Source organism: Thiothrix nivea DSM 5205, assembly GCF_000260135.1.
GTDB lineage: Bacteria > Pseudomonadota > Gammaproteobacteria > Thiotrichales > Thiotrichaceae > Thiothrix > Thiothrix nivea.
In genome coordinates, this window is sequence record NZ_JH651384.1 from 901,572 (window position 1) to 927,286 (window position 25,715).

Sequence of the window (25,715 nt, forward strand, 5' to 3'; positions counted from 1 at the left end):
GGGCTGCCTGCATTGGTAGGGCATGGTTTGCGGGAAATGCGGGAACTCTGCGGGAAACATTTCCCGCAAGCAAGAATGGCTACACATAAGGGCTAGAGGGTTATTTACTACTACTTGCGGGAAATGCGGGAAGTTTTTTGCTTTTGTGCTTTCCCCACCCCAATGGTTCACTTTTTGCCCACCCGAATGAACGATTAGGGCAAACCCCTGGAAGTGCAGGAACAAGGGGTCAAATGGCTAGAACCGTACCGTAAACCGTACCGGGAAACGCCAGACAAAAAAAGGGCTGCACCGGAAAGGTTGCAACCCTTTGAATTTATTGGCTCCCCGAGACGGACTCGAACCGCCGACCCAATGATTAACAGTCATTTGCTCTACCGACTGAGCTATCGGGGAACTGTTGAGGCGCGTATTCTGCTAAATCCCGGATGAAAGGTCAAGCACTTTTTCTGCTGCCTGACGTAATAAATTTATCCCCACCCCCGGCTTATGGGCATTCTCGCTAATCAAGCGCCGCCAGCTGCGTGCACCTGGCATTCCCTGGAACAAACCGAGGATGTGACGGCTGATGTGGTTCAGCGGCACGCCAGCATCCAGCTGTAACTGCACATAAGGCAATAACGCCGCCAGCACCGCTTTACGGTTGTGGAAAGATGTCCCCGTGCCGTACAACACCAAGTCTACCTGTGCCAGTAACCAAGGGTTATGGTAAGCCTCGCGCCCCACCATCACCCCATCGACATGCCTTAAATGCTGCTGGCACTGCTCCAGCGTAGTAATGCCACCATTGATGATGATCTCCAGATCCGGGAATTCCTGCTTGAGCTGATAAACCAGTTCATAGCGTAACGGCGGAATTTCACGGTTCTCTTTCGGGCTAAGCCCTTTCAGCCAGGCTTTGCGGGCATGGACGATGAAGGTCTGGCAACCGGCTTCAGACACTGTGCTGACAAACTGGCGTAAACCCGCGTAATCCTCCTGTTCGTCGATACCGATGCGGTTTTTGACCGTGACAGGGATGCTCACCGCAGCTTGCATGGCAGCAACACATTCCGCGATCAGCTGCGGCTCTGCCATCAGGCAAGCACCAAACGCCCCTTTCTGCACCCGTTCGCTGGGGCAGCCGACGTTGATGTTGACTTCATCGTAGCCGTAATCCTCGGCAATACGGGCGCATTCCGCCATTTCCGCTGGCTCACTGCCGCCGAGTTGCAGGGCGACCGGGTGTTCGGCGACATCGAAGCGCAAATGGCGGTCACGGTCACCGTGCAGGATGGCACCAACCGTCACCATTTCGGTGTATAAAACTGCCTGTTTTGTCAGTAAACGATGAAAATAACGGCAATGCCTATCCGTCCAGTCCAACATCGGGGCGACGGTAAATTTCCTGTTCAGCTTATTCATATAATATATTTATCTATAAATAATCTGGGCTATAAAACCCAATCGCTACACATATCATATTCTGGCTGTCAAAAGCAGGGGGCTTTAGATGTTGGATACAGAAGTTTTCATGTATTTCCTGGTCGGGCTGGCCATTATCGGGATTCCAGCCTTCGTGTTCTACCGTATCGGCATGGATATTGGCGTGACCAAGGGCGTCCGCAAGCAATTGATCAAGGAACTCATGGCCAACGGTATATTGGAAGACGCTGACCTCTCGATCAGGAGCGCACGCCGTAATTGACTCAGCGGCAAGCCGCAAGGCGATACGGCTCCGCCTGAACAGGCAGGAGAGGAAGAACCATCCAACACCCATTCAGCGCTGGCAAACGGGGCAGAACCAAGTGGAGCGCTGCCCTTGGGTAATACGGCGGATAGGGGCTTGGCAAGCACTACAAAGTTGCTCAGCCCGGTCATAAACCATCAGCTCCAGCTGAAAATACCCCGGCGACCCGTCTTCACGTACAAAATCGCGCAGGGTTGTTCCCCCGCATTCAATGGCGTAGGCCAGAATCTGGCGGATGGCCTGCGCGAGAGCGTGATAACGTTCGCGGGATACGCGACCCGCAGCCCGGCGTGGGTCAATCCGGGCAAGGAAGAGCGCTTCGTTGGCATAGATATTTCCCACGCCGACAACGATATGGGCGTTCATGATGAACTCTTTCACGCTGACCTTGCGCGTGCGTGATTGCTGGTACAGGTAGTCACCGTCAAACGCATCGCCCAACGGTTCAGGGCCAAGGGTGCGTAACAGGGCATGTTGCTGTGGGTTTTCCTCTGTCCACAGCAGTGCACCAAAACGGCGGGGGTCGTGGTAACGCACAGCCTTCCCGCTTGCCAACACCAGATCAAAATGATCATGCTTGCGTGGTTCCAACCCGGCTTCCACAATGCGTAAGCTACCTGACATACCGAGATGGATCAGCGCAACTCCTGCCTGCGTGTGCAGCAAGATGTATTTGCCACGGCGGGTCAACTCCTGCACCACCTGCCCTTCCAGCACACTGATTTCAGCGGGCACTGGCCAGCGCAGTTTGGGTTGCCGCACCATGACTTTGGCGATGGTCTGACCCTGCAACCAGGGTTCAATTCCGCGGCGGGTGGTTTCCACTTCCGGCAATTCGGGCATGGCGTTTCCTTCCTGTAGGCAAAACACAGACGCTATGTTATACCTTCTCCTTCCACCAAGGAGGAGTTCCATGAAAAAAGAGACCATTTCCATACACGGCGGCTATACCACCGACCCAACCACCAAATCCGTCGCCGTACCGTTGTACCAGACCGTTGCCTACGAATTCGACAATGCCCAACATGGCGCGGATTTGTTCAACCTGGCCGTACCCGGCAATATCTACACCCGCCTGATGAACCCAACCAATGATGTGCTGGAACAACGCGTCGCAGCGCTGGAAAACGGCATCGCTGGCCTCGTGCTCAGCTCCGGCATGGCCGCCATCAACTATGCCATCATCAACATCGCGGAAGCCGGCGACAATATCGTCACCACCCCGCAGCTGTACGGTGGCACTTACACCTTGTTTGCGCACATGTTGCCCAAGCTGGGTATTGAGGTACGCTTTGCCGAAGATGACAGCCCTGAAGCCATCGACAAGCTGATCGACGCCAAAACCAAGGCGGTTTACTGCGAAACCATCGGCAACCCGGCGGGCAACATCATTGACATCGAAGCCATCGCAGCAGTTGCCCACCAGCACGGCGTTGCGGTCATCGTCGACAACACGGTGCCGACCCCGATCCTGTGTACGCCGATTGATTACGGCGCTGACATCGTGGTACACGCGCTGACCAAATATATCGGCGGGCATGGCACATCCCTCGGCGGCATTATTGTCGATTCCGGCAAATTCCCGTGGGCGGAACACAAGGAACGCTACCCCGTCCTGAACAACCCTGAACCTTCCTACCACGGCGTGGTGTACACCGAAGCGCTGGGGCCAGCCGCCTACATTGGCCGCGCCCGCACCGTGCCACTGCGCAATACTGGCTCCGCCCTGTCGCCATTCAACGCCTTCCTGATCCTGCAAGGGCTGGAAACGCTGGGGCTGCGCATGGAACGCCACTGCGATAACGCCATCGCGGTCGCCAACTACCTGAAGCAGCATCCAAAAGTTGAGTGGGTGAATTTCGCCGCACTGGAAGGCGACAAGTACTACGATCTGGCACAGAAATACTTCAACGGCAAACCGGCCTCACTGATGACCTTCGGCATCCAGGGCGGCTTTGAAGCCGGGGTCAAATTCTACGACCAGCTACAGATGATCAAACGACTGGTCAATATCGGCGACGCCAAATCGCTGGCTTGCCACCCGGCTTCCACCACCCACCGTCAGTTGACGCCGGACGAGCAACTGAAAGCAGGCGTCAGGCCGGAAACCATCCGCATCAGCGTGGGCATCGAACATATCGACGACATCATTGCCGATCTGGAACAAGCATTCGCAGTGGTGTAAGTAAGGATACAACTCCCCTACCCCAATCTATACTCACGGCAATTCAAAATTCGGTTTCCTCAAAATTCATAACTCATTGATACTTAATTTATTATGAAAAATAAGGAAACCGAAAACTGAATTGCCGACGGTATACCCATCATTAAGGAAGGTATTTGGGGTAGGGAGACATGCATCCATTATTGCCGCGCAACCGGCTTGCCTTCCCCAATCCAGCCAGTAATCCCATGCGTGACGTTGTAAACCTGCGTATAACCCGCTTGCGCCAGCATTTGCGTCCCGGCACGGGTACGGTTACCAGTACGGCAGATCAGCGCCACCGGCTTGTCGGCAGGAACCATTTTTTGCAGGTCGGCGAGGAAATTCGGTGCAACCGAGCCATTTTTCTCAAACAGGGTCAACAGCTTGCTGCCTTCCACCACGCCGGTTTGCTGCCATTCTTCCGGCAAGCGGATGTCCACCAGCGTTACCCCTTTCGCCATCAGGTCTTGCAGTTCCGCGTTGGAAACATTGCTCACGCTACCTTGCTGCACGGATGCTTCCGCCGCATTCCCGGACTTTTCACCCAGCCCCTGTGCCTTTGAGCAAGCCCCCAGCCCAACAGATGTGCTGATAGCCAATACCAGTGCCAAAACCTTGACTGCATTCATGTTTGATCGCTCCCAATCTTTAGAAGTATTTAAGCAAATACTTATTTTGCAGCCAAACTCGCTTAATTGCCATACAAGAGCCGGGGAAAATTGGGTACAAAATTACATGCAAGACGTTGCGAGCCAATAGCGGCCTGCGTAATGGCGCACCGTATCTTCTACCGGTAGTTTCTGCAAGCCGCACGCAGCGAAAAAGCTTTCCGCATCTGCTTGCGCCTTGACCAACACCCCGGCGTATCCACCGGCAAGCGCGGCTTGCTTTACCTCCTGTAACAAACGCTTTCCCAACCCCTGCTGTTGCACATCGGGGTGAACATATAAGCCGTGCAACAGCAAGCCAGACTGCCTCCCCGGCGTATCACGCGGATCAGCCGCTTCCCACGCTGCAACAGCGACAATTCCATCCGCTGCCATTTCAATCACCTGTACACTCAGGTGCTGTATATCAGCGGCATCGTAGCGGTAGCTCGGCAAGGCCAAACGTTTGACCCGTTCAGGCAGTTTCCAGCCCATAACAGCCGCGTCGATAACGCGATTGATGGCAGGTAAATCTTGGATAGTGGTGGGTCGGATCTCCATGCAGCGAGGATACTGCAAGACTGGCCAGGAAGGAAAAAGACCTTGTTTGGGTAAAGCGCCGCGTCTTGTGACCGCACGTGCCTGAACACAGGTCAGAAGGGAAAGAAGAGACTACATCTGCGATAGATGCGGTTGGCAATGTGCAGTTGCGGCCTTACCCCAATCAGGCCGAGGTCGGCGACATATTCCACATCATCCATCGCCAAGGTGTCGGGGGTAACTTCGCCCGCCAGCAACGCACTGATGACGCCGTGAACCCGGGCTTCTTGCAACTTGTCGGAGAGTTGTGACAAGTGGGTGGTGCGGGACTGGATCAAACACTCGCGGGCGGCGCGGTAGCATTCCAGCGTGATTGGGGTACTGCGGTCGCGGGCGGCCTTGTCTTCCCAGGTCAGCTCATGACCGAAGGCATTGACCAGCCACGGTTGCCCACGGGTGTCCTCCCACAGTTCGGGGAAAATCTCCGGGGCGAACGCCTGCCCGGTTTCGGTAGTGTGCTGGGCGTACAGGGTTTCGATTTCGGTGCGGGTGAAACTGCCCATCACGAGGGATTTGGCCTTGACGTTGAAGGCGCTGCCGCCGGTGATGATTTCATGATGCGCGGTGTGGATGCGGTAATCGCGCACATCGCGCACACCGCACAGGATCACGCTCTGCACGAATGGTACGCCGGGGCGACCAATATAGCCTTCACGCAACTGGCGCAGCAGCGAAATCAGGGTATCGCCAACCAGGGCATCCACTTCGTCGATCATCAGTACGATGGGTTTGGCGCTTTCGCGCGCCCAGCGGCTGAGCAGTTCCCGCAGGGTGGCGTGTTCCCCCAACTCCGGCCACAGTTCATCACGCCATGGTTTCAGGCGGTATTCCTGCAAGCGTGCCTCCGCTCCATACACCAGACTGCCGAGAATGGCCTTCATGCCTGCGGCAACATCATTGCGGGCGGATTGCGCTGATTCCACCCCCATGTACAGGGCAGTGTATTCGCCGGACTGGTTGAGCACGTCCATCATCGCCAGCAGGGTGGTGGTTTTGCCGGTCTGGCGCGGGGCGTGCAGGACGAAGAATTTTTTCGCCGCGATGAGGGCGCGGATGTCCTCGTCAACCAGTTTGTCGACGGGCAGCGTGGTGATTAACGCCCCCAGTTTACCTTTTTGTACCATTTGGATGTGATTAAAATGCAGCTTTTGCAGCAGCAGCGTATCCGCCAGGATGTAGAAAAGATTCTGCTTGTCATTGCAAATGAGAATATATATCATTAACAAAAATCACCCCCACCTTGCGCAAGCCAAACCCCGTTAGCCAGCGTTTTTCCTCCCGACCACAAGAGGTAAACAGCATGACGTATTTACACTCCATCAACCAGCCAAGGGATGCGGCATTGGCGGTGGATCAGGTCATCCGCAGCCGCCGCACGCGGAAAGTGCTGGGGCATCTGCACGCCCCCGCCCACATCCCGCACGGTTTCCGCGAACAGGTGGAAGAGGCCGTGCGCATTGCCGGTTGGGCACCGTTCCACTACCCCGCCAACCCAATCCACCAGCAGGACGGGCTGGATTCCTGCGTTCCCTGGCGGTTTTACGCGCTTGGGCAAGCGGAGTGCCTGACGCTTGCCCACTGCCTGCTGGAAGACGAAGACGGGTGTGTTGATGCCAGTTCCACCATCATCCGCATGTTGGCGGCTGCCGGTTCCGTAGTACTGGCCACCTGGCTGCCAGAACCTGACAACTCCCGCAAGGCGCAGCAAATGGATGAGGAACACCTCGCCGCCGCCGCTGCCGCCGTGCAAAACCTGCTGCTGGCGGGGGAAGCACGTGGCATCCAGACCTACTGGTCAAGCGGCGGGGTACTGGCTTCCAGCGAATGTTTCGACCTGTGCAACATTCCCCTTGCGCAGAAATTGCTGGGGGCGATTTTCATGTTCCCGCCACAAACCGACAGTAACATGGATAACATGGATGTCCACGAAGGTAAGCTACGCAACCGGCGTGGCACGCCGGATAGCTGGCGTACCTGGGTTTCACTGGACAAGAAACAGGAGCAAGCCGCATGAAGCCATTCCACTTTGGGATTGAACACGAAGTCGCGTTTTACCGCGCTGATGGCAAATTCGCCGATTTCACCAACACCCGGTTTGAAGATTTCCAGCAAATCGTCGACCGCCTGCCGGAATACGCCAGCGATGCCGAACACTTGCGCAGCGGCGATGCCGGTATCCGCCGTAAACGCTGGTATATCGAGGGTTACGAACGTTTCAGCGCAGACGGGAAACTGCTGACCTGCGTCCCCAAGGGCATCGAAATCCGCACCACCATCCACCCCGGCATCCAGGGCGTGCTGAACGAATTGCAGGACAGTTACCAACTGCTGGTGGACATGGCGGGCCGCTACGGCTACCGCCCTGCCCCGGTCAGTTTCAACCCGCAGCAGGTACAATTCACCCCTGACCCGCCACTGAATGCATTCGAGCTGGAACAGCGCCGCAACGATACGCCGGAAGAACGCGACACCGCCCATATCCCGATGCTGACTTACGGGCCGGATCTGAGCCTTTCGCAAGCAGGCATGAGCAGCACCGCCATCGTCGACATTGCCAGCAAACTGACCTATTACAGCCCCTTCATCGTGCCATTCAGTTTCAGCTCACCGTTTTACGCGGGGGAAATCTGGTCAGGTTTGTCGATACGCACCTGGAAACGTACCGGCGCACGCCCGGCAGTGTTGGCATTCCCGCCTGACAGCGCCTGCCTGCTGCATTCCAACCCGACCCTGACCAAAGCGCCGCGCCACCCGGCGGAAGCGGGGCGGATCGAGTTCAAGGCGTTTGATTCCAGCGCTGATTTCAGCCTGTATGCCGCCCTGTTCGCCTTGCTCAAAGGCTTGGTGCTGGATGACAGCCTGCCGGGGCGGGCAATCGTGCCCAATGCCCACCAGCATCAGGTTGCCGCCATGCAGGGCTTTGATAATCCGCTGGTTTTCAAGTTTGCCTGGCAGGTGCTGTATGCGGCGGACAAGGCACTGGCGCAAGACCCCGACCACATCCTGCTGGAACCATTGTTCGACATGCTGCAAAGCAAGCGCACCCCGGCGCATCAATTGCTGGAAATGCGGCTGTGCGCCTGAAGCTGATACCCAAACTGCTGGACGATAGTAGATTTTCTTGACCAATCTCAAAGCCATCCCAGCGTTTTTCTGTAATCCTGCGGTCAAGTCGTGTAGCCTACACGCAATTCTAAGCAAGCCACTCCCATTGCGGATAGCCAGCTTCATCATCATCCGCTGTTATGGAGTACGGCAATGTTGTTGGCTGGCATTACACCCGCATTACTGCAAATTCCCGTCAGGGGGAACGCATGAGCGCCATCCCCCACCTCGGTTTCGACACCGCCGCCCTGCTGCGCCTGCGCCAGCACCTCAGCATTGTCCACCACATCCCCGGACGCATCCGCCTGCGCCTCGGCATGGCCTTGTGGCACAGCGGCGCACAACTCGACCGCAGCCAGTTGCAGCGCCTGCTGGACGGGCTGGAAGGCATCCGCGACGTGCGCCTCAACCCGGCGGTGGCTTCCGTGACCATCGAATACAACCCCAAACAGGTATCCCCCGACGACTGGGAAACCCTGATCCACGGCGACAGCACCGACGCCAGCAAGCTGCTGGACGAGTGGCTGAAGCGCCACGCCCAGTTGTTACACGACACTTTCACGCATAAGGAGTAAGTGATGAACGAACAAGCAATGCCTGACCCAGGCGGCAACCCCGACCAAGGCATGAAACCCGCCGATGCCGCTGGCATGATGGGTTCCACAGGCAACGGCGACATGCCCCAGGGACAGGGGCAAGGCCAGAGCCGCAAACAGGGCGGCATCCCGGAAGGCCAGCAAGCCATGTACCAGCAAGCCGCCGCGCAACAGGCTGCGCCGCAAATGCCCTACCCGCAACAGCCCATGCCGCAAATGCCTTACCCGCAGCAGCCGCAATGGCCCGGTTACGCCTATGCCGCCCAGCCGATGTACGCACAACCCGGCATGGGAATGGGCATGGGGCACATGCACGGCCAGCACGGCAGCCAGCCCCACCAGCAGCAAGCCGCCCAACCCGGCAACGACCTGAACCAGATGGTACAGGACATGACCAGCGGCACGCCCGGCCTTGCCAGCCTCACCAAACTGATCGACTTCAACGACAAGGATTTCTGGAAAGGCGCACTGGTTGGCGCTGCCGCCGTGCTGCTGTTCACCAATAGCGGCGTACAACGCGCCCTGTTCCGGGGGGCAGTCAAAACCCGCGACGCCGCCGAAGAAGGCGTGGAAAAGGTCAAGGAAGGCGTCAGCAAAGTGAAACAAAGCGTGAAACAAGCCGCCAGCCAGGAGAACGATGATGAGTAACCATTACCCCGTAGCGCAACAGCAGATGCAATACCCGCAGCCCGTGCATAACCCCGTGCCGACCTGTTCCCTCAGCGCACTCGCCAATATGGCCATCGCCGGGGCGGTGATCGGTGGTTCCGCCGCTGCTGCCAAAAACCTGCGCCGCGTGCAGAAGGAAGAAATCCAGCCGCAGGCAGCCATGCTGGACACTGGCAAAACCGCCCTGTCCAGCGCCGTGGCGACCGCCGCCGCAACCGCCGCAGCCACCACCGTCGCTGGAGCCGTTTCCCATGCCGTGGCTGACCGGGGCATGTTGCGCCTGGCAGTGATGTTCGGGGTTGGCACGGCTGTCCTGTACGGCCTCAACCGTTGGACGGAAGACAAATAGGCGCACCACCCACTTCTGAAGGAATTCGACCATGGATCATCACAACCCAATGTACCCACCCCAGCCACAAGGGCAAGCGCAAACACCGGACGCCATGCAGCAACCCGCGCAAGGCATGGGGCAACAGCAAGCCTACGCCATGCAGCAGCCCATGCCGCAGGCTTACCCGCAACCCCCAGTCGCTTACGGCTACCCGGCTTACGCGCCGCACTACCAGCAGCAGGCCATACCCGCGCCTGCCCCGCAAGCCAGCTTCCTCAACGAACGTTTCGTCAAGGGTTTGCTGATTGGCGCAGCGGCGGCCTACATCCTCACCAACGAAAACGTGCAGCGCACCGCCATCAAGGGCGCGGTCAAGGCATGGAGCCTGCTGCAAGGCGGGGTGGAGGAACTGAAGGAACGCTTCCAGGACGCGGAAGCTGAAATCCGCGCCGAGGCCGGTAACGAATAAGGACGCAAACGATGGGCAACCCAGTAGTCTTGCCAGTGGTCTTGCACGAAACGCCCGCACGGTTGCGGGTACGCCTGCCTGCGGTGGCAGAGCGCGGTTTCAACCCGGTGTGGCTGGAATCCTGGCTGGAAGCGCAAGCAGGGGTCAGGGATGTGCACATCAACCGCAAAGCCGCCAGCGTGGCGGTGGATTTCGACCCGCAACGCACCGGGCGTGATGCCATCCTGCAACGGCTGGGCAGTTTCCGTCGCGAACAAGTGGCCGCCACAGCGGGTGAAGCCACCGAACTTGGCAGTGAATTTGCGCCGATGCTCAGCAGTGCCGCCACCCTCGCACTGATGCCGCTGCTGTCACCGCCACAGCGCCGCTTGCTGAGCCTCGCCAATGCCGCCCCCATCCTGCTCAACGGGGTGGACACCTTCATCAACGAAGGCGTGAAAATGGAAGTGCTGGACGCGCTCGCCATCGGCTTGGCGGGCTTCAAGGGTGAAGCCTACAGCGCCAGCATCACCACTTTCCTGCTGGCGTTGGGTGAATTCCTTGAACACCAGACCGAACGCAAGTCCGACAAGCTGCTGCGCCGCCTGCTGCAACCTGAACCCGCCCCGGCATGGGTGGAACGCGACGGCGAACTGGTACAGGTTCCCGGCGATGAAGTCCAGGTCGGCGAAATCGTGGTGGTCGGCATTGGCGAAACCGTGCCGGTGGACGGGCGGGTGGTGGAAGGTGTCGCCCTGCTCAATCAGGCCGCCGTCACTGGCGAAGACCTGCCGGTGCGCAAGGAACAACGCCATCGCGTGGTGGCGGGCAGCGTGGTGGAAGAAGGCCGCATCCGTATCGAAGCCCAGCGGGTCGGTTCCGACACCACCACGGCACGGGTCGCCAGTTTCATCCAGTCCTCGCTCGCCAACCGTTCCGACACCCAGCGCATGGCGGATGAACTCGCCGACAAGCGTGTGTGGTTCACCCTGCTCACCGGCGGGCTGGTGTATGCCCTCACCCGTGACCTGACCCGGCTGCAATCGGTGTTCCTGGTGGATTATTCCTGCGCCCTCAAGCTCGGCACGCCGATGGCGTTCAAGTCCGGCATGTACCGCGCCGCCACCCACGGCATCCTGATGCGCGGCGGCAGCGCCATTGAACATCTGGCGGAGGTGGACACCATTGTATTCGACAAGACCGGCACGCTGACCCACAGCGAACTGGTCGTCACCGACGTGGTGGTGCTGGACAAATCCCATCTGGACGAAGACGCGCTGCTGGCGCTGGTGGCCTCCATCGAGGAACACGCCAGCCACCCGTTGGCGCAAGCGGTGGTCGATGCCGCCAAGGAACGCGACCTCCAACACATTACCCACGGCGAAATCGACTATCTGGTGGCGCATGGCCTGTCCACCGATGTGGATGGCAAGCGCGTGGTGATCGGCAGCCGCCACTTTCTGGAAGAGCACCACCACATCCTGTTCGCCAAACACGAAACCGCCATTGACCGACTACAGGATGAAGGCAAGACCCTGCTGTACATCGGTGCGGCGGCGCAAGGGCGCAAAACGGCCAAACCCATCGGCATTGTCGCCCTGCGTGACACCCTGCGGGCGGATGCGGTGTATGCCATCAACCGCCTGCGCAGCCTCGGCATTACCCAGGCGGTGATGATTACCGGCGACAAACGCAGCAAGGCGGAAGCACTGGCGGCGGAACTGGGGCTGGATGCGGTACATGCAGAAGTCGCCCCGGAAGAAAAAGCCGCCATCATCCAGCAATTGCAGGCGCAAGGCCACAAGGTCGCGTTCGTTGGCGACGGCATCAACGACGGCCCGGCGCTGTCGGTGGCGGAAGTGGGCATCGCCATGCCACGCGGGGCGGATATTGCCCGCGCCACTGCCGACATCGTGCTGATGGACGACCGCCTCGCCGCCGTGGCCGATGCCCGCGAACTGGCGGGGCGCACCATGCAACTGATCCGCAGCAATTTCAACATCGCCGTCGGGGTGAACACCGCCGTACTGGCAGGCGCGGTGCTGGGCAGGTTGTCGCCGGTGATGAGCGCCGTGCTGCACAATGGCACGACCATTGGGGTGCTGTTAAGGGCATTGGTGGGGGTGGACATCGAAGGGCTGGCAGACGGCAAGCAAGTGAAACGGCGTTAAACCGTAGCCAAAGGCATAACGGGATATGGCTTTTATTCATTACGAATGATAGTAATAATCATTTGGCAAATAAGCAGCAAACGAGGACGCAACCATGAACGCCATTGATTACATGCACCATACCCCCGGACGCCTGCGCCTGAAAGGCCGTCATTTCAACTGCCACGGTGTCGCCGCCCGCCGCGCCGTCACCGCGCTGGAAGCCACCCCCGGCGTTGAAGAGGTCAGGTTCAACAAACATGCAGGCAGCCTGACCGTGCATTACGACCCGCAGCAACTGACGCAGGACGATTTGATCAACACGCTGGAAATCGCCGGGTGCATCCGCTCCCCCGCCGCTGTCCAGCAACACAAGCAGCCTGCCGCCTCCGGTGAAAAAGTATCGGGGCTGTTCGGCAAGGCATTGGTAGGCGCACTGGCGCAACGCACCGCCAGTCACCTGATAGGCAAACTATTGTAACGACAGGAAGAACACGACGCATGGCAGAACAAGGCAGTTTCCCGCTAGGGATGGCAACAGAAGGGGCAACCGTCAGGATTGTGGCCTTGCGTGGCGGGGCGATGCTGGACAAGCGTGTCACCGAAATGGGGCTGAATGTCGGCAGTGAAATCACCGTGCGCCAGCGTCAAGGCGGCGGGCTGGTGGTGTCACGCGGGGAAACCCGCTTTGCCCTGGGTGGCGGCATGGCGCACAAAATCATGGTCGAGGCGGTAGAAGAACCCCTCACCCCAACAGGAGATACGACATGACACTCAAGGAATTACAGGTGGGCGACCGCGCCAGAATCAGCGGCTTCCTGCAAGGTGGCGGTGCTTACCGCCGTAAACTGCTGGCCATGGGCATTACCCCCGGCGCTGAAATCAGCATCACCCGCGTAGCGCCGATGGGCGACCCGGTGGAAATCCGCGTGCGCGGCTTCGCCATGAGCCTGCGCAAGGATGAAGCCGAAGTCCTGTCCGTGGAGAAGCTGCCATGAAACCTGACGCAAAAACCAGCTACACCCTCGGTCTGGTCGGCAACCCCAACTGTGGCAAAACCACCCTGTTCAACGCCCTCACCGGCTCGAAACAGCGCGTCGGCAACTGGCCGGGGGTCACGGTCGAACGCAAGGTCGGCGAATACCGCCGCGACAACCTCCGCTTTGAAGTGGTGGATTTGCCCGGCACGTATTCGCTGGACGTGGTAGACCGCGAAGTGTCGCTGGATGAAAAAGTCGCCCGCGATTACGTCCACGCCAATGAAGCCGACCTGATCATCAACATCGTGGACGCCTCCAACCTCGAACGCAACCTCTACCTCACCAGCCAGCTTGCCGAAATGCGCGTGCCGCTGCTGGTGGTGCTGAACATGGTCGACGTGGCACAAAGCAAGGGCATGAAGGTGGATGCTGCCGCCTTGTCGCAGCAACTCGGCTGCCCGGTCATCCCGGTGGTGGCTTCTGAAGGCGACGGGGTGGACGCGCTCAAACAGGCCATCCAGCAAGCCGTTATCGCGCAGCCGCGCCCCAGCGTGCAGTTCAGCTACGACGATGCGCTGGAACAGGCAGTCAGCAGCCTTTCCGCGCAACTGGGCACTGCCGCCGCCAACAGTGGCGTTGCCCCGCGCTGGCTGGCAGTACGCCTGCTGGAAGGCGATGATCTGGCGAAACAGGCAGCAGGTGACGCCCTCAGCGCCACCGCCGCACAGCACGCCAGCGTCTTGGGCGAGGACATTGACATCATGGTGGCGGATGCGCGTTACGGCCTTGCCAACCGCATTGCCAACAGCGCTGTCAGCATGAGCGGGCAAGCCAGCAGCGACATCACCGACCGCATCGACCGGGTGGTGCTGAACCGGATTGTCGGTATCCCGATTTTCCTGCTGATGATGTATTTGATGTTCATGTTCACCATCAATATCGGTGGCGCATTCATCGACTTTTTCGACCTGGCGGCTGGGGCTATTTTCGTGGATGGCTTCGGTGCATGGCTGGGCAGCCTCGGTGCGCCGGAGTGGCTGACCGTGCTGCTGGCGAACGGTATCGGCGGCGGCATCCAGACCGTGGCGACCTTTATCCCGGTGATCGGTTTCCTGTACCTGTTCCTGTCGTTCCTGGAAGATTCCGGCTACATGGCGCGGGCGGCGTTCGTGATGGACCGTTTCATGCGCTGGGTGGGCTTGCCGGGAAAATCGTTCGTGCCGCTGATCGTCGGGTTTGGTTGCAACGTGCCCGCCATCATGGCGACGCGCACACTGGAACACCGCCGTGACCGCCTGATGACGATTGCAATGGCACCGTTCATGTCCTGCGGGGCACGCTTGCCGGTGTACGTGTTGTTCGCCGCCGCGTTTTTCCCCAGCAATGCGCAGAACGTGGTGTTCGGCCTGTACCTGATCGGCATTGCGGTGGCAGTGCTGACCGGGCTGGTGCTGAAACATTCCATCCTCAAGGGCGAGGCCACCCCGTTCATCATGGAACTGCCGCCGTATCACCTGCCGACGCTGAAAGGCATCCTGACGCACACCTGGTCACGGCTGAAAAGTTTCATCATCAAGGCGGGCAGCATTATCGTGCCGATGGTGCTGGTGCTGAACGTGCTGAATGCGCTGGGGACGGATGGCAGTTTTGGCAACGAGGACAGCGACAAGTCGGTGCTGGCGGAAGTCGGGCGCAGCATTGCCCCGGCGTTCTCACCGATGGGTCTGCATGAAGACAACTGGCCTGCCGCTGTCGGCATTTTCACCGGGGTACTGGCGAAAGAAGCCGTGGTCGGCACGCTGGACGCCGCCTACACCGCGCTGGCGGAACAGGAAGCGGCAGAAAATGGCACAGCGGTGGAAGAAGAAGCCTTCAGCCTCAGCACCAGTCTGGGTGAAGCAGTTACCACCATCCCCGCCAATCTGGGCGATGCCCTGGGGACGTGGACTGACCCGCTGGGTCTGAATGTCGGCGATGTCAGCGACCAGGCAGCGGTAGCGGAGGAACAGGAAGTCTCCACCGGCACATTTGGCGCAATGGCGGCGCGGTTTGACGGTGTGGCAGGCGCATTTGCCTACCTGCTGTTCATTTTGCTGTATTTCCCCTGTACGGCGGCGATTGCGGCGGTGTATCAGGAATCCGGGCTGCGCTGGACGCTGTTCGTGGCCTGGTGGACAACCGGCACGGGCTACGGGCTGGCGACGCTGTATTACCAGGGCGCGACTTATGCGCAACACCCTGCCAGTTCAACTATGTGGATCGGTATTGTACTGGCGGTGATGGTGTCGGCGTTCCTGATCCTGCACTGGCAGGGGCGGCGCGAGGCGGGTTTGCCGCTGCCCGCACCCCACAAGGCGTAGCGGGGTAGCCTGCCATGATGTTATCAAAAGTGGTGGACTATTTGCGGGAACGCAAACGCGCCAGCGTGCAGGACATGTCCTACGCACTGGTGGCGACCCCGGATGCACTCACGGCGATGCTGGCAACGCTGGAACGCAAGGGGCGGGTGCGCCGCCTGCCCAGCGGCACGGCGTGCGGCGGTGGGTGCAGCAAGTGTGACCCGCATACTGTGGACATTTACGAGTGGGTAGATGATGCCTAAGGCGCTGCTGGTGGTCGGCATTCACCGCGAGGAACGCGCCTTCGGTGAAGCCGTCGCCAGTGGTCTTGACCCTGCCCTGTTTGACGTATTGGTGATCCCCGACGGCCTGTCGGGGCAACACCCGCGTCCTGACCAGCGCTTCCATTACGGGATGCTGCACCGTGAGCTTTACCACCAGTTGTTGCCGCATGTAGCGGGGCGCTACCCGTTGCTGGTGGATTTGCATACCGGGGTGGATGAACACGGCTTGTGCATAGACTTGTTCTGCCAGCAGCCGGACAAACTGCAAGGCTTGCCTGCCGTGCTCGACAGCATGGCGGAGAGTGAACTGCCCAGCGCTGAAGTGCGGGTGGTGCACCTGCTCAAGGGCAAAGCTGGGATGGCAGGCGGGCTGGTGGCGGAAACCGTGATCCCGGCGGAAATCTGGTGCAACCGGCGGTTTTTGTATCTGGGGGTGGAAGTGTTCCTGGCGGCGCGGGGGGAAGGCACGGCGCAGGAACAGGGGTTTACCCGGCAGTTTTTAAGCGGTCTGGTGAGCAGCTTACGGATTGGCGCATAGGCAAAACCTTACCAGCCGCCCCGATGCCTGCGCCCGCCGTCGCAACCAAACCCCGCGACAGGCTGCGCCGGGGTTGCGGCTGGCATGACGGCAGCCCGCCGGTTGCCATTGCCCATCCCGCCGCCATGGCCTGTTGCGGCCTGGTTCCGGCCCTGTCCCATGCGCCTGCCGCCACCCATGCGGGTGACATTCCCGTCCACTGTCCGGGTTGCGGGATAGGCTGAAACACCAATAATCGCATCCACCTCTGTCTGCTGCATGACCTGCGCGGCATACGCCCCGCTGCGGCTTTGCAACTGGCCGGTAAAGGCGCGCAAATGGCGGTGCGAAGCCTGCATCAGGTTGCTGTAGACGCGGGCAATATCGGGTTGTGCGGTCTTGCTGAGGGCGTTTTGCAAGTCGGTGATGTCGGTTTCCTCGATCAGTGCGCCCACCTGCAAGGCGTCGTAAGCGGATTGGCGTCCACGCGCCACCAGATCGGCGTACAGGCTGGTCAGTTCCGGGTTGGTGAACGTACCCACCCGGTCAGTTGTCACCGGATCAGGGATACCGTAGGTTTGCAGCAAGCCTTGCACCGCTTCGGTATGGCGTTGTTCGGAGGCGGCAATATTGCTGAACACCGGCAAGCGCCATAGGCTGTACAGGCTCAGGTAAACATCACGGGCGAGTTTTTCTTCCTCGCGCATGAATTGCAGGGCTGTGCGTTCGTCGGAAGAAAGAGCTAGCTTGGTATCCATGGTAAAACTCCACTGGCTGGATTAATGTGACGGTTTCCCACCCGAACCCGGCGTATGGAAGGTCATGCAGTCGTTGATCGAGGTTCCACTGCAACCGTAATTGATCGGCTTGGCATTGGCATCAGCCACCGTTTCCTTCACAGGATCACCAGCACAGCCTGCTAACCAGCCAGCCATCATCAGTACCCCTGCCACCGGGATGTATTTGCGTAAAACCTGCATCTGTTTTCCTCACTTGATTTTGAAATTCACCGGCACCTGCACGATGGATGCGATGTTTTGCCCGCCACGGGTCGCCGGGACAAATGACCAGCCGCGCACTGCCTTTAATGCTGCTGAATCCAGTGAACTGTTGCCGGATGACTGATGCACGCGGACTGCGGTTACACTGCCGCCGGGACTCACATTCGCCCGCACGATAACCCTTCCCTCTACACCTGACTCCAGCGCACGACGAGGGTAATCCGGCGCACGCGGCGGGCTGCGGTAACGCGGGTTGGTAATGACCGGCGCTTCGTTTTGCGCTTGCGCGGCGGCACGAGCGGCAGCTTCCTGTTGCGCCTGCTGGCGAGCCTGACGTTCGGCTTCGGCACGCGCCTGTTCCTGACGGCGCAGTTCTTCCAGCCGCCGCTGCTCTTCGCGCTGACGCTGCAATTCCTCGCGGCGTTCGCGCTCTTCCCGCTCCTTGCGTAAGTCTTTCTCCTGCTTGGGTTTGGGCAGGGGCTTTTCCACCTTTTTTTCTTTTTTCGGCTTTGGCTTTTCCTTTGGCTTCTCTTTCGGTTTGGGCGGAGGCGGTGGAGGCGGCGGCTCCGGCGCTACCTGCGGAACGGGTTGCGGCGCTGGCTCGGGCGCTTGCGGCTCGAACATGCTCAGCTCCACCGGCAATACCGGCGGCTCTTCCGGCTGTTTTGCTTCGGCAAACAGGACAGGAACCAGCAGCAGCGCCAGCGCGGCATGGATGGCGCTGGAAACGCCGAATCCGGTCAGGTGGTTGGTTTTCATGGTTCCTGCTGCGCCTGTATCGAGAGGTTGCTGAGTTCCTTCGCCTTGAGCAGGTCGATCAGCTTGACAAAATGTTCAAACACAGCCGCCTTGTCGATGCGCAGCACGATCAGGGTTTCCGGTTTGGCCTGCGTCGTCAGCTTGTCGCCCAGCTGTTCAAGCGTCACCTGCTCACCAGCGAGGAACAGCTGGTTTTGCGCGTCGATGGCGATTTCCAGCGGCTCTTCGTCTTCCGGGGGTTCACTGACCTGTTCGGCGGTCGGCAGGTTGACCTCGATCAGCCCTTGCGACACAAACGTTGCGGTGGTCAGCACGATCGCCAGCAGCACCAGCATGATGTCGATGAAGGGGATCATGTTGATCTGGTCGAAGCGTTTCATGCGTGGCCGTCCTGCGCTGCTTCCCACCGCGCCACCAGCACATCAACCTTGCGCATCAGGCTGTTGTAGAACAGGATCGCGGGAATGGCGACGAACAGCCCGGCAGCCGTGGCTTTCAGCGCCATCGCCAGCCCCAGCATGATGGTGTTGACGTCGATCTTGCCGCCCTGTCCCATTTCGTGGAAGGTGACGAGGATACCGAGCACAGTTCCCAGCAAACCCACATAGGGCGCATTGGAACCGACGCTGGAAATAGTGGTGAGGTTGCGGGTCAGGGCGACTTTCAGCAGTTCAATGTGCTTGAACTCAGCCAGTTTGACGCGCCAGAAATAGATGATACGTTCCACCGCAAACGCCAGCATGATGAAACTCATCACGCCGAGCGTGCCCAGCACCATGTAGTCGAGATAATCTTTCAGTAATTCCATGGGGTTAGCAAAACCTTTTCAATATAAAAACAGGGCTTTACTGAACCTTGGCTACCGATTTGGCTATGGGCGGATGGCTAGTGGCATCAGGTAAATTTACGCGGATGATAATCGTTGTTATTTTCGTTTTCAAGTATTACTCATGGCTAATACAGCGGGGGTAATGTCCTTCAGCGTGCGGCAACCGGTCAGTGCCATGCTGATTTCCAGCTCTTCCCGCAGGGTGCGCAGCATGTGCGCCACGCCCAAAGCACCCGCCGTGGCGAGGGCGTAAACCAGCGGGCGGCCAACCAGCACGGCGCTTGCCCCCAGCGCCAGGGCTTTGAGCACATCCGTGCCGCGCCGGATGCCGCCATCCAGCAGCAGCGGCATCCTGCCCTGCAGGGCCTTTGCCACTGCGGGCAGCATCTCCAACGTGGCGGGCAAGCTATCCAGGGTGCGCCCGCCATGGTTGGAAATGATGATGCCGTCCGCGCCCAGTTCCAGCGCCAGCAGCGCATCCTGTGGATGAGTAATGCCTTTGAGGATCAGTGGCAAATCCGTCAGTTGGCGCAAGCGTTCGATTTCCCGCCAGGTCGGAGCGTGCGCCATCAGGCCGTCGAATACCCGGCTTTGCCCTTCCGCCAGTTGCAGTTGTGGCTGGCGCATTCCCTGCAAATTGACCGCCCCCACCCCCGCTGGCAGGTGGAAACCAGCGCGTTGCTCGCGGTTGCGGATTCCGGCGATGGGCGCATCCACCGTCACCACCAGCGCCTGATAACCGGCTGCCTCCGCCCGCCGTAACAGTTGCAGGGTAAATTCCCGATCCGGCTGGAAATAAAGCTGGAACCACAACGGCGCAGCGGCATGGCTGGCAATCTGTTCCAGCGTGTGGGTCGCCAGGGTGCTGACCACCATGCCCGCATCCATCGCCGCCGCCGCGCGGACGCTGGCCAGTTCCCCTTCCGGGTGAAACAGGGTCTGGTAAGCCACCGGAGCCAGCAGAACCGGGTGTTGCAGGGTTTGCCCGAACAACTGCAAGCGGGTTTGGCCGCCGCGCATATCGCTCAGGACACGGCTGTGCAGCGCAAGCTGGTCGAATGCCTGCCGGTTGCGGCGCAGGGTGATTTCATCCGCCGCGCCACTGTGGACATAGGCCCAGGCGTTGTCGTCCAGCCGCTCGTGGGCAAAGTTTTCATAATCCGACACAGCGGCAATGGCGGTGGGAATCTGTGTCAGACAGGCGTGGAGCGGCCTGTTTGCTGCGGTTTGTGTGGTCATACTCCAACACTCAAATAACAATAATTCGTATTTTTACCACAAGGTCTATTGACTAATAAAGGGGAATGATTATCATCTGCAACCCTGAATGCATCGAATAGCCTGATAGCCACGGATGCGAACCCCTTTCCACTCAATGTTTTTAGGAGTATCCAAGTGAGCTATCAGAAGAAGCCCCTTGCCATCCGTGGCACGGCCTGCCGTGTTGAACAACCGAATATTGCCCTGGCTTCCGCCGCTTTTGTGGTGCTCGCTGCTGTCACCACCCCCGCTTTTGCCGCTGACGACAAAAAAACCCAGGAAGAAAAAGCGGATGTCACCCAACTGGAAGGCGTGACGACCGAAGCCACCCAGGCCAAACCCGGTTCCAACCCCAACGCTGACCCGGAAGCGCCGTACAAGATCGACAAATCCGGCAACAGCAAATTTACCGAGCCGCTACTGAACGTTTCCAAGACCATTACCGTGGTGGGCAAGGAGCAGATGGAAGACGCTGGCGTTTCCGCCCTCAAAGACCTGATGCGTACCCAGCCTTCCGTCACCCTGGGTACGGGCGAAGGCGGTAACGCGGAAGGCGACCGTTTCTTCATCCGTGGCTATGATGCGCGTAACGACACCTTTGTGGACGGGATGCGTGACCCTGGCTCCACCACCCGCGACATTTTCGCCACCGAACAGGTTGAAATTGCCAAAGGCCCCAGTTCTACCTTTGGCGGCAGGGGTACAACCGGCGGCGCGGTCAACAGCGTTTCCAAACGCCCGCAGGATACCAACTTCGCGCGTGGCACGCTGACCCTAGGCGATGACAAACGCGCCACCCTCGACGCCAACCGCGTGGTCAATGACAAGCTGAACGTGCGCAGTAACCTGATGGTGCAGGATTCAGAAATTGCCGGGCGTGACGAAGTGTATAAAAAAGGCCACGGCGCAGCGATTGCGGCGGATTACAAGGCCAGCGACAACCTGGATTTGTCGGTCGATTTCTACCACCTGCGCAATGAAGCCATGCCTGACCGTGGGCATCCGTGGGATCCGACTACTGGTGCGCCTGCCGCTGTTGACCGTGACAACTCCTACGTCATTGCCGGGCGTGACTTCCACGACACCGGTGCGGACATCCTCACCGGCACGGTGGATTATCGCCTGTCGCCCAACACCACCGTCACCAGCAAGACCCGCGTGGGTGAAACCACCAACCAATACGTTGTTTCCAAACCGGGCAGCGTTCCGGCGGCAACCGGTTTGACGCCAACAGCTACCGTCACCAACAGCGCCAACACGGCGGATTTCAACAACAAGTTCACCGGCAACAGCACGCAAATTACCCACGAATTCCACCGGGGTGAAACCGAGCATACCGTGGTGGCAGGCTTTGAAATCAGCAATGAAAAAGTCACCAACGATGTGCCAAGCCTGAACACATTCAACGCCACCACCAACCCTGGCGGTGTCCCCGCGCCGGTGCTGAACATCCTGAACCCGGACAACTATGCGACCGCGCCGGGCATCAATGGCGTCAGCCGTTCCTCTGTCCTTGAGGCTGACACGCAATCGCTGTATGTCATGGATACCGTCAAGTTCAACCCCAAGTGGGAAGCGTTTGGCGGTTTACGTTACGACCACTTTGACATCACCAACTCATCCCTGACCTATGGCGCTGGTGCGACCAGCGGCACAGTTGCGGGCGTCAACCCGCCGGTCACGTACAAAAAAGGTTTCAGCAACGGTCATGCCGGGGTGGTGTACAAGCCAAAGGAAAATGGCAGCGTGTACGCCTCGGTCAGCACCTCCTCCAACGTGCCGGGCGAAATGTATGACGGCGTGGGCGACGTGGCTTACGGCGGCCTGAATGAACAGATCAGCGGTTTCAAGCCGGAGCAGAACAAGAGCCTGGAACTCGGCACCAAATGGAACCTGATGAATGACAACCTCGCCGTCAGTGCCGCCCTGTTCCAGACTGACAAGAAAAACAAGATTGAGGCAACCGGCCCGCGTGGTGCAACCGTTTACAGCCAGACCGGCAAGGTGCGTATCCAGGGTCTGGAACTGGGCGTGTCAGGCAATGTTACGGAAAAGCTGAGTCTGGCGGGTGGCGCGGTATACATGGATACCAAGATCACCGACTCGGCAGACCCCAACTCTGTGGGCAAGAGTCTGGCCAATGTGGCGGAGAAAAGCGCCAGCATCCAGGCCAAATACCAGGCCACGCCCAAAATGGCGGTGGGTGGCAGCGTCATCCATATCGGCAAGGTTGAAGGCGGCTCATTCGCGGCCACCACAGGTAATACCCTGCCCTCTTCCAACCGGCTGGATCTGATGGGCGAGTACAAGATCAGCAACAAGCTGTCGGCGCAACTCAATGTGAAAAACGCCACCGATGAAACCATCTACGAAGCGTTCTACCGCAGCGGTGCGCCGTTCACTTATGTTGCACCCGGTCGCACGACCAACGTGAGCCTTACCTACGACTTTTAATCTGACAGTTTGAGTCCTGGTAGCCTGCCCCGTTTTCATGAGTCACGGGGCGGGCTTTTTGGGGGGTAATACCATTTCAAGGAGCATAGGCAATGCTGATCTGTATACCCAATGTCCTCAGTAAAGAACAAATCGCCCACTGCCGCGCCCAACTGGATGCGGCGGAATGGGTCGATGGCAAAACAACGGCGGGCGGACAAGCCGCCACTGCCAAACACAACCTGCAACTCGCACAAAACTCAGCGCTCGCGGAAGAAATCGGCGGCCTGATCCTGGATGCGCTGGCGAAATCACCCCAATTCATCTCCGCCGCCCTGCCGCTGAAAATCTTTCCGCCCATGTTCAACCGTTACGAAGGTGGCGGGAATTACGGCATCCACGTCGATAACGCCATCCGCTATGTGCCGGGCACTACCGTCAAAGTCCGCACCGACGTTTCCACCACCGTCTTTTTCAGCGAACCGGAGGAATACGACGGCGGCGAGCTGGTGATCGAAGACAACTACGGTGCGCAGGAAGTCAAGCTGGCCGCCGGTGACATGGTGGTTTACCCGTCCACCAGCCTGCACCAGGTACGCCCGGTGACGCGCGGCGCGCGCATCGCCTCGTTCCTGTGGACGCAAAGCATGGTGCGCGATGATGGACAACGCACCCTGCTGTACGACCTCGACCAGAGCATTCAGGAACTTTCGCTGGAACTGGGCGCGGGACATCCCCAAACCGTCAGGCTGGCGGGGATTTACCACAATTTGCTCCGCCGCTGGGCGGATGCGTAGTTTGAAGAAACCCCTCCTAACCTCCCCTTGTCAGGGGAGGAACAAGAGGGTACTCCAGTCCTCTTACACCCTTCCCTGACAAGGGGAGGGTCGGGGAGGGGTTTCTTCATGAAAAAAAAGGAGTTTTTCATGTTGAAAAAGTTAGTTGCTGGCCTGCTGTTACTGTGCAGTGCGCAGGTGCTGGCCAATGAAGTGAATGTGTATTCCGCACGCGAAGAGCAATTGATCAAGCCACTGCTGGATGCCTTCAGCAAGGATACCGGCATCAAGGTCAATCTGGTCACGGGCGACGATGACCCGCTACTGGAACGCCTCAAACGCGAAGGGGCAAATTCCCCCGCCGATGTACTGATTACCGCTGATGCCGGGCGTTTATCCCGCGCTGCCGCCAATGGCAGTTTGCAGGCAATCCAGTCCGCCAAACTGAACCAGGGGATTCCCGCCAATCTGCGCGACCCGGCCAACCAGTGGTTCGGGCTGACCTACCGGGCGCGGGTGATTTTCTACAATCCGGCCAAGGTGCAGGCTGCGGGATTGTCCACCTACGAAGACCTCGCTGACCCGAAGTGGAAAGGGCGTATCTGCGTGCGTTCCTCCAACAGCATTTACAACCAGTCGTTGCTGGCGTCGATGATTGCCGCCAAGGGCGCTGCGCAAGCCGAACAATGGGCGCAAGGGCTGGTGGCGAACCTTGCCAGACCGCCCAGCGGCGGCGACCGTGACCAGATCAAGGCCGTGGCAGCCGGGCAATGTGACATTGCGCTTGCCAACACCTACTACTACGCGCAAATGCTGTACGGTGGCGATGCCGCGCAAAAAGCCGCTGCCAGCAAAGTGAAAGTGTTTTTCCCCAACCAACGCGACCGGGGCGCGCACATCAATGTCAGCGGCGCGGGCGTAACCCAATCCGCCAAGAACCGGGACAACGCGGTGAAACTGCTGGAATACATGCTGCTGGATGACGCGCAACGCTGGTATTCCACCACCAACGGCGAATATCCGGTCAAACGCGGTATTGCAGCTGATGCCAAACTGCAAAGCTGGGGCAACTTCAAAACTGATGCGCTGAACCTGTCAGCACTGGGTAAGCACAACGCCCAGGCCGTGCAGATCATGGACAAGGCAGGTTGGCAGTAAACAATACATTTAATAGAACGAAACGTTCAAAATATTCCATTTTAAATAAATATCATTATTTCATAATATGCTTATCAACGAAGCGGCAAGCCAATCTGATGACACCGCCAACTGCTTCCTTCACAAGTAAACCCTCCAACTGAAAAGGAACCTGACAATGGACAACATGACACCTTCAATGCCACGCATCAACGAACCAGCCCCTGCGTTTGAAGCCCGCACTACCCACGGTGTGAAAAAACTGGACGATTACAAGGGCAAATGGCTGGTGCTGTTCTCACACCCGGCTGACTTTACCCCGGTTTGCACCACCGAATTCATGGCTTTCGCCAAACGCCAGGGTGAATTCGCCGCGCTCAACTGCGAACTGCTGGGCTTGTCCATCGACAGCTACTACAGCCACGTGGCCTGGATGCGCAATATCAAGGAAAAATTCGGTGTGGACATCGGTTTCCCGATCATCGAAGACCTGAGCATGAAAGTGGCGAATGCCTACGGCATGATCCACCCCGGTGCAGCGGATACCTCCGCAGTACGCGCAACCTTCATCATCGACCCGAATGGCGTCATGCGCGCCATGGTCTACTACCCGATGACCAACGGGCGCTCCATTGACGAGTTCTTGCGTCTGGTGGCGGCTCTGCAAACCTCCGACACCAACAAGGTAGCCACCCCTGAAGGCTGGCAGCCGGGCGACAAAGTGATTGTCCCGCCACCGGGTGACGTAGCTGCCGCAGAAGCCCGCATGGCGGAAGGCTATGAATGCACTGACTGGTATTTCTGCAAGAAAGCCCTGTAAGGAACATGTACGAAACATCTTCTGTAGCAAGCGATCGCCAGCAGGGCTGGCTCCTACAAAGATCGGGAATCTGTAACAATAACGGCCTGCGATGATGCA

Annotated in this window: 30 protein-coding genes and 1 tRNA gene; 19 read left to right on the top strand and 12 right to left on the bottom strand. The window is 58.9% G+C overall.

Features of this window, described 5'->3' with window-relative positions:
* Positions 1-320 precede the first annotated feature (320 nt).
* Positions 321-396 (bottom strand) — tRNA-Asn (locus tag THINI_RS04710).
* 21 nt (positions 397-417) lie between these two features.
* Positions 418-1,404 (bottom strand): tRNA dihydrouridine(20/20a) synthase DusA, encoded by a 987-nt coding sequence (gene dusA, locus THINI_RS04715; protein ID WP_002707508.1) that lies wholly within the window; start codon positions 1,402-1,404, stop codon positions 418-420.
* Between the two features lie 88 nt (positions 1,405-1,492).
* On the opposite strand from dusA, the gene THINI_RS04720 reads away from it, so the two are divergent.
* Positions 1,493-1,687 (top strand): hypothetical protein, encoded by a 195-nt coding sequence (locus tag THINI_RS04720; RefSeq protein ID WP_002707509.1) that lies wholly within the window; start codon positions 1,493-1,495, stop codon positions 1,685-1,687.
* Between the two features lie 72 nt (positions 1,688-1,759).
* Here the strand turns inward: THINI_RS04720 and mutM are convergent, their stop codons facing one another.
* Positions 1,760-2,572, bottom strand: a complete 813-nt coding sequence (mutM, locus tag THINI_RS04725; RefSeq protein WP_002707510.1) for a bifunctional DNA-formamidopyrimidine glycosylase/DNA-(apurinic or apyrimidinic site) lyase — start codon at positions 2,570-2,572, stop codon at positions 1,760-1,762.
* A 70-nt stretch (positions 2,573-2,642) separates the two neighbouring features.
* Between mutM and THINI_RS04730 the strand changes: the two genes are divergently transcribed.
* The gene (locus tag THINI_RS04730) at positions 2,643-3,914 is read left to right on the top strand and encodes an O-acetylhomoserine aminocarboxypropyltransferase/cysteine synthase family protein (RefSeq protein WP_002707511.1); all 1,272 of its coding nucleotides are present in this window, start codon (positions 2,643-2,645) and stop codon (positions 3,912-3,914) included.
* A gap of 179 nt (positions 3,915-4,093) precedes the next feature.
* Here THINI_RS04730 and THINI_RS04735 read toward each other — a convergent pair whose 3' ends face one another.
* From THINI_RS04735 to THINI_RS04745, 3 genes are all read right to left on the bottom strand, one after another.
* Entirely contained in the window at positions 4,094-4,564 is a 471-nt protein-coding gene (locus THINI_RS04735) for a rhodanese-like domain-containing protein (RefSeq protein WP_002707512.1), read from the bottom strand.
* 102 nt (positions 4,565-4,666) lie between these two features.
* On the bottom strand, positions 4,667-5,143 hold the full coding sequence (locus tag THINI_RS04740) for a GNAT family N-acetyltransferase (protein WP_002707513.1): 477 nt from the start codon (positions 5,141-5,143) through the stop codon (positions 4,667-4,669).
* Positions 5,144-5,235: 92 nt separating this feature from the next.
* On the bottom strand, positions 5,236-6,402 hold the full coding sequence (locus THINI_RS04745) for an AAA family ATPase (RefSeq protein ID WP_002707514.1): 1,167 nt from the start codon (positions 6,400-6,402) through the stop codon (positions 5,236-5,238).
* A gap of 80 nt (positions 6,403-6,482) precedes the next feature.
* On the opposite strand from THINI_RS04745, the gene THINI_RS04750 reads away from it, so the two are divergent.
* From THINI_RS04750 to THINI_RS04810, 13 genes are all read left to right on the top strand, one after another.
* Complete coding sequence (locus THINI_RS04750; RefSeq protein ID WP_002707515.1) at positions 6,483-7,196, top strand: nitroreductase family protein; 714 nt, start codon at positions 6,483-6,485, stop codon at positions 7,194-7,196.
* Positions 7,193-8,266 (top strand): hypothetical protein, encoded by a 1,074-nt coding sequence (locus THINI_RS04755; protein ID WP_002707516.1) that lies wholly within the window; start codon positions 7,193-7,195, stop codon positions 8,264-8,266. The genes THINI_RS04750 and THINI_RS04755 overlap by 4 nt, the downstream gene beginning before the upstream one ends.
* A gap of 230 nt (positions 8,267-8,496) precedes the next feature.
* On the top strand, positions 8,497-8,862 hold the full coding sequence (locus tag THINI_RS04760; RefSeq protein ID WP_154724351.1) for an HMA2 domain-containing protein: 366 nt from the start codon (positions 8,497-8,499) through the stop codon (positions 8,860-8,862).
* A 3-nt stretch (positions 8,863-8,865) separates the two neighbouring features.
* Positions 8,866-9,531 (top strand): YtxH domain-containing protein, encoded by a 666-nt coding sequence (locus THINI_RS04765; RefSeq protein ID WP_002707518.1) that lies wholly within the window; start codon positions 8,866-8,868, stop codon positions 9,529-9,531.
* Positions 9,524-9,901: a magnetosome protein MamC family protein gene (locus THINI_RS04770; RefSeq protein WP_002707519.1), complete on the top strand. Its 378-nt coding sequence runs from the start codon at positions 9,524-9,526 to the stop codon at positions 9,899-9,901. The genes THINI_RS04765 and THINI_RS04770 overlap by 8 nt, the downstream gene beginning before the upstream one ends.
* A gap of 31 nt (positions 9,902-9,932) precedes the next feature.
* Positions 9,933-10,352, top strand: a complete 420-nt coding sequence (locus THINI_RS25935; RefSeq protein ID WP_002707520.1) for a hypothetical protein — start codon at positions 9,933-9,935, stop codon at positions 10,350-10,352.
* An 11-nt stretch (positions 10,353-10,363) separates the two neighbouring features.
* Positions 10,364-12,502, top strand: a complete 2,139-nt coding sequence (locus tag THINI_RS04780; RefSeq protein WP_002707521.1) for a heavy metal translocating P-type ATPase — start codon at positions 10,364-10,366, stop codon at positions 12,500-12,502.
* A 94-nt stretch (positions 12,503-12,596) separates the two neighbouring features.
* Positions 12,597-12,962 carry a heavy-metal-associated domain-containing protein gene (locus THINI_RS04785; protein WP_002707522.1) on the top strand — a complete coding sequence of 122 codons (366 nt, stop codon included), beginning with the start codon at positions 12,597-12,599 and terminating at the stop codon, positions 12,960-12,962.
* A 20-nt stretch (positions 12,963-12,982) separates the two neighbouring features.
* Positions 12,983-13,252: a FeoA family protein gene (locus THINI_RS04790; protein WP_002707523.1), complete on the top strand. Its 270-nt coding sequence runs from the start codon at positions 12,983-12,985 to the stop codon at positions 13,250-13,252.
* Positions 13,249-13,479, top strand: coding sequence for a FeoA family protein (locus tag THINI_RS04795; protein WP_002707524.1), 231 nt, complete (start codon positions 13,249-13,251; stop codon positions 13,477-13,479). Before THINI_RS04790 ends, THINI_RS04795 begins: the two co-directional genes overlap by 4 nt.
* Positions 13,476-15,821: a Fe(2+) transporter permease subunit FeoB gene (gene feoB / locus THINI_RS04800; RefSeq protein WP_002707525.1), complete on the top strand. Its 2,346-nt coding sequence runs from the start codon at positions 13,476-13,478 to the stop codon at positions 15,819-15,821. Before THINI_RS04795 ends, feoB begins: the two co-directional genes overlap by 4 nt.
* A gap of 14 nt (positions 15,822-15,835) precedes the next feature.
* A complete protein-coding gene (locus tag THINI_RS04805) occupies positions 15,836-16,063 on the top strand; it encodes a FeoC-like transcriptional regulator (RefSeq protein ID WP_002707526.1) in 228 nt (75 codons plus the stop codon).
* Positions 16,053-16,622 (top strand): hypothetical protein, encoded by a 570-nt coding sequence (locus THINI_RS04810; protein ID WP_154724352.1) that lies wholly within the window; start codon positions 16,053-16,055, stop codon positions 16,620-16,622. The genes THINI_RS04805 and THINI_RS04810 overlap by 11 nt, the downstream gene beginning before the upstream one ends.
* Positions 16,623-16,630: 8 nt before the next feature.
* Here the strand turns inward: THINI_RS04810 and THINI_RS04815 are convergent, their stop codons facing one another.
* The 6 genes from THINI_RS04815 to THINI_RS04840 all read right to left on the bottom strand — a co-directional run bounded on the left by THINI_RS04815 (position 16,631) and on the right by THINI_RS04840 (position 20,429).
* Positions 16,631-17,359 (bottom strand): DUF2202 domain-containing protein, encoded by a 729-nt coding sequence (locus THINI_RS04815; protein WP_002707528.1) that lies wholly within the window; start codon positions 17,357-17,359, stop codon positions 16,631-16,633.
* A gap of 21 nt (positions 17,360-17,380) precedes the next feature.
* Entirely contained in the window at positions 17,381-17,581 is a 201-nt protein-coding gene (locus tag THINI_RS04820; protein ID WP_002707529.1) for a hypothetical protein, read from the bottom strand.
* Between the two features lie 9 nt (positions 17,582-17,590).
* A complete protein-coding gene (locus THINI_RS23175; RefSeq protein WP_002707530.1) occupies positions 17,591-18,361 on the bottom strand; it encodes an energy transducer TonB in 771 nt (256 codons plus the stop codon).
* Positions 18,358-18,741: a TonB system transport protein ExbD gene (exbD, locus tag THINI_RS04830; protein ID WP_002707531.1), complete on the bottom strand. Its 384-nt coding sequence runs from the start codon at positions 18,739-18,741 to the stop codon at positions 18,358-18,360. Before exbD ends, THINI_RS23175 begins: the two co-directional genes overlap by 4 nt.
* Positions 18,738-19,169 carry a TonB-system energizer ExbB gene (exbB, locus tag THINI_RS04835; RefSeq protein WP_002707532.1) on the bottom strand — a complete coding sequence of 144 codons (432 nt, stop codon included), beginning with the start codon at positions 19,167-19,169 and terminating at the stop codon, positions 18,738-18,740. Before exbB ends, exbD begins: the two co-directional genes overlap by 4 nt.
* A 129-nt stretch (positions 19,170-19,298) precedes the next feature.
* On the bottom strand, positions 19,299-20,429 hold the full coding sequence (locus THINI_RS04840; RefSeq protein WP_002707533.1) for an alpha-hydroxy acid oxidase: 1,131 nt from the start codon (positions 20,427-20,429) through the stop codon (positions 19,299-19,301).
* Positions 20,430-20,585: 156 nt separating this feature from the next.
* On the opposite strand from THINI_RS04840, the gene THINI_RS04845 reads away from it, so the two are divergent.
* From THINI_RS04845 to THINI_RS04860, 4 genes are all read left to right on the top strand, one after another.
* Positions 20,586-22,904, top strand: coding sequence for a TonB-dependent receptor (locus tag THINI_RS04845; RefSeq protein ID WP_002707534.1), 2,319 nt, complete (start codon positions 20,586-20,588; stop codon positions 22,902-22,904).
* Positions 22,905-22,996: 92 nt separating this feature from the next.
* Complete coding sequence (locus THINI_RS04850; RefSeq protein WP_002707535.1) at positions 22,997-23,680, top strand: Fe2+-dependent dioxygenase; 684 nt, start codon at positions 22,997-22,999, stop codon at positions 23,678-23,680.
* A gap of 129 nt (positions 23,681-23,809) precedes the next feature.
* Entirely contained in the window at positions 23,810-24,817 is a 1,008-nt protein-coding gene (locus tag THINI_RS04855) for a Fe(3+) ABC transporter substrate-binding protein (protein WP_040840070.1), read from the top strand.
* 157 nt (positions 24,818-24,974) lie between these two features.
* Positions 24,975-25,616 (top strand): peroxiredoxin, encoded by a 642-nt coding sequence (locus THINI_RS04860; RefSeq protein ID WP_002707537.1) that lies wholly within the window; start codon positions 24,975-24,977, stop codon positions 25,614-25,616.
* The last annotated feature ends 99 nt before the right edge of the window (positions 25,617-25,715 follow it).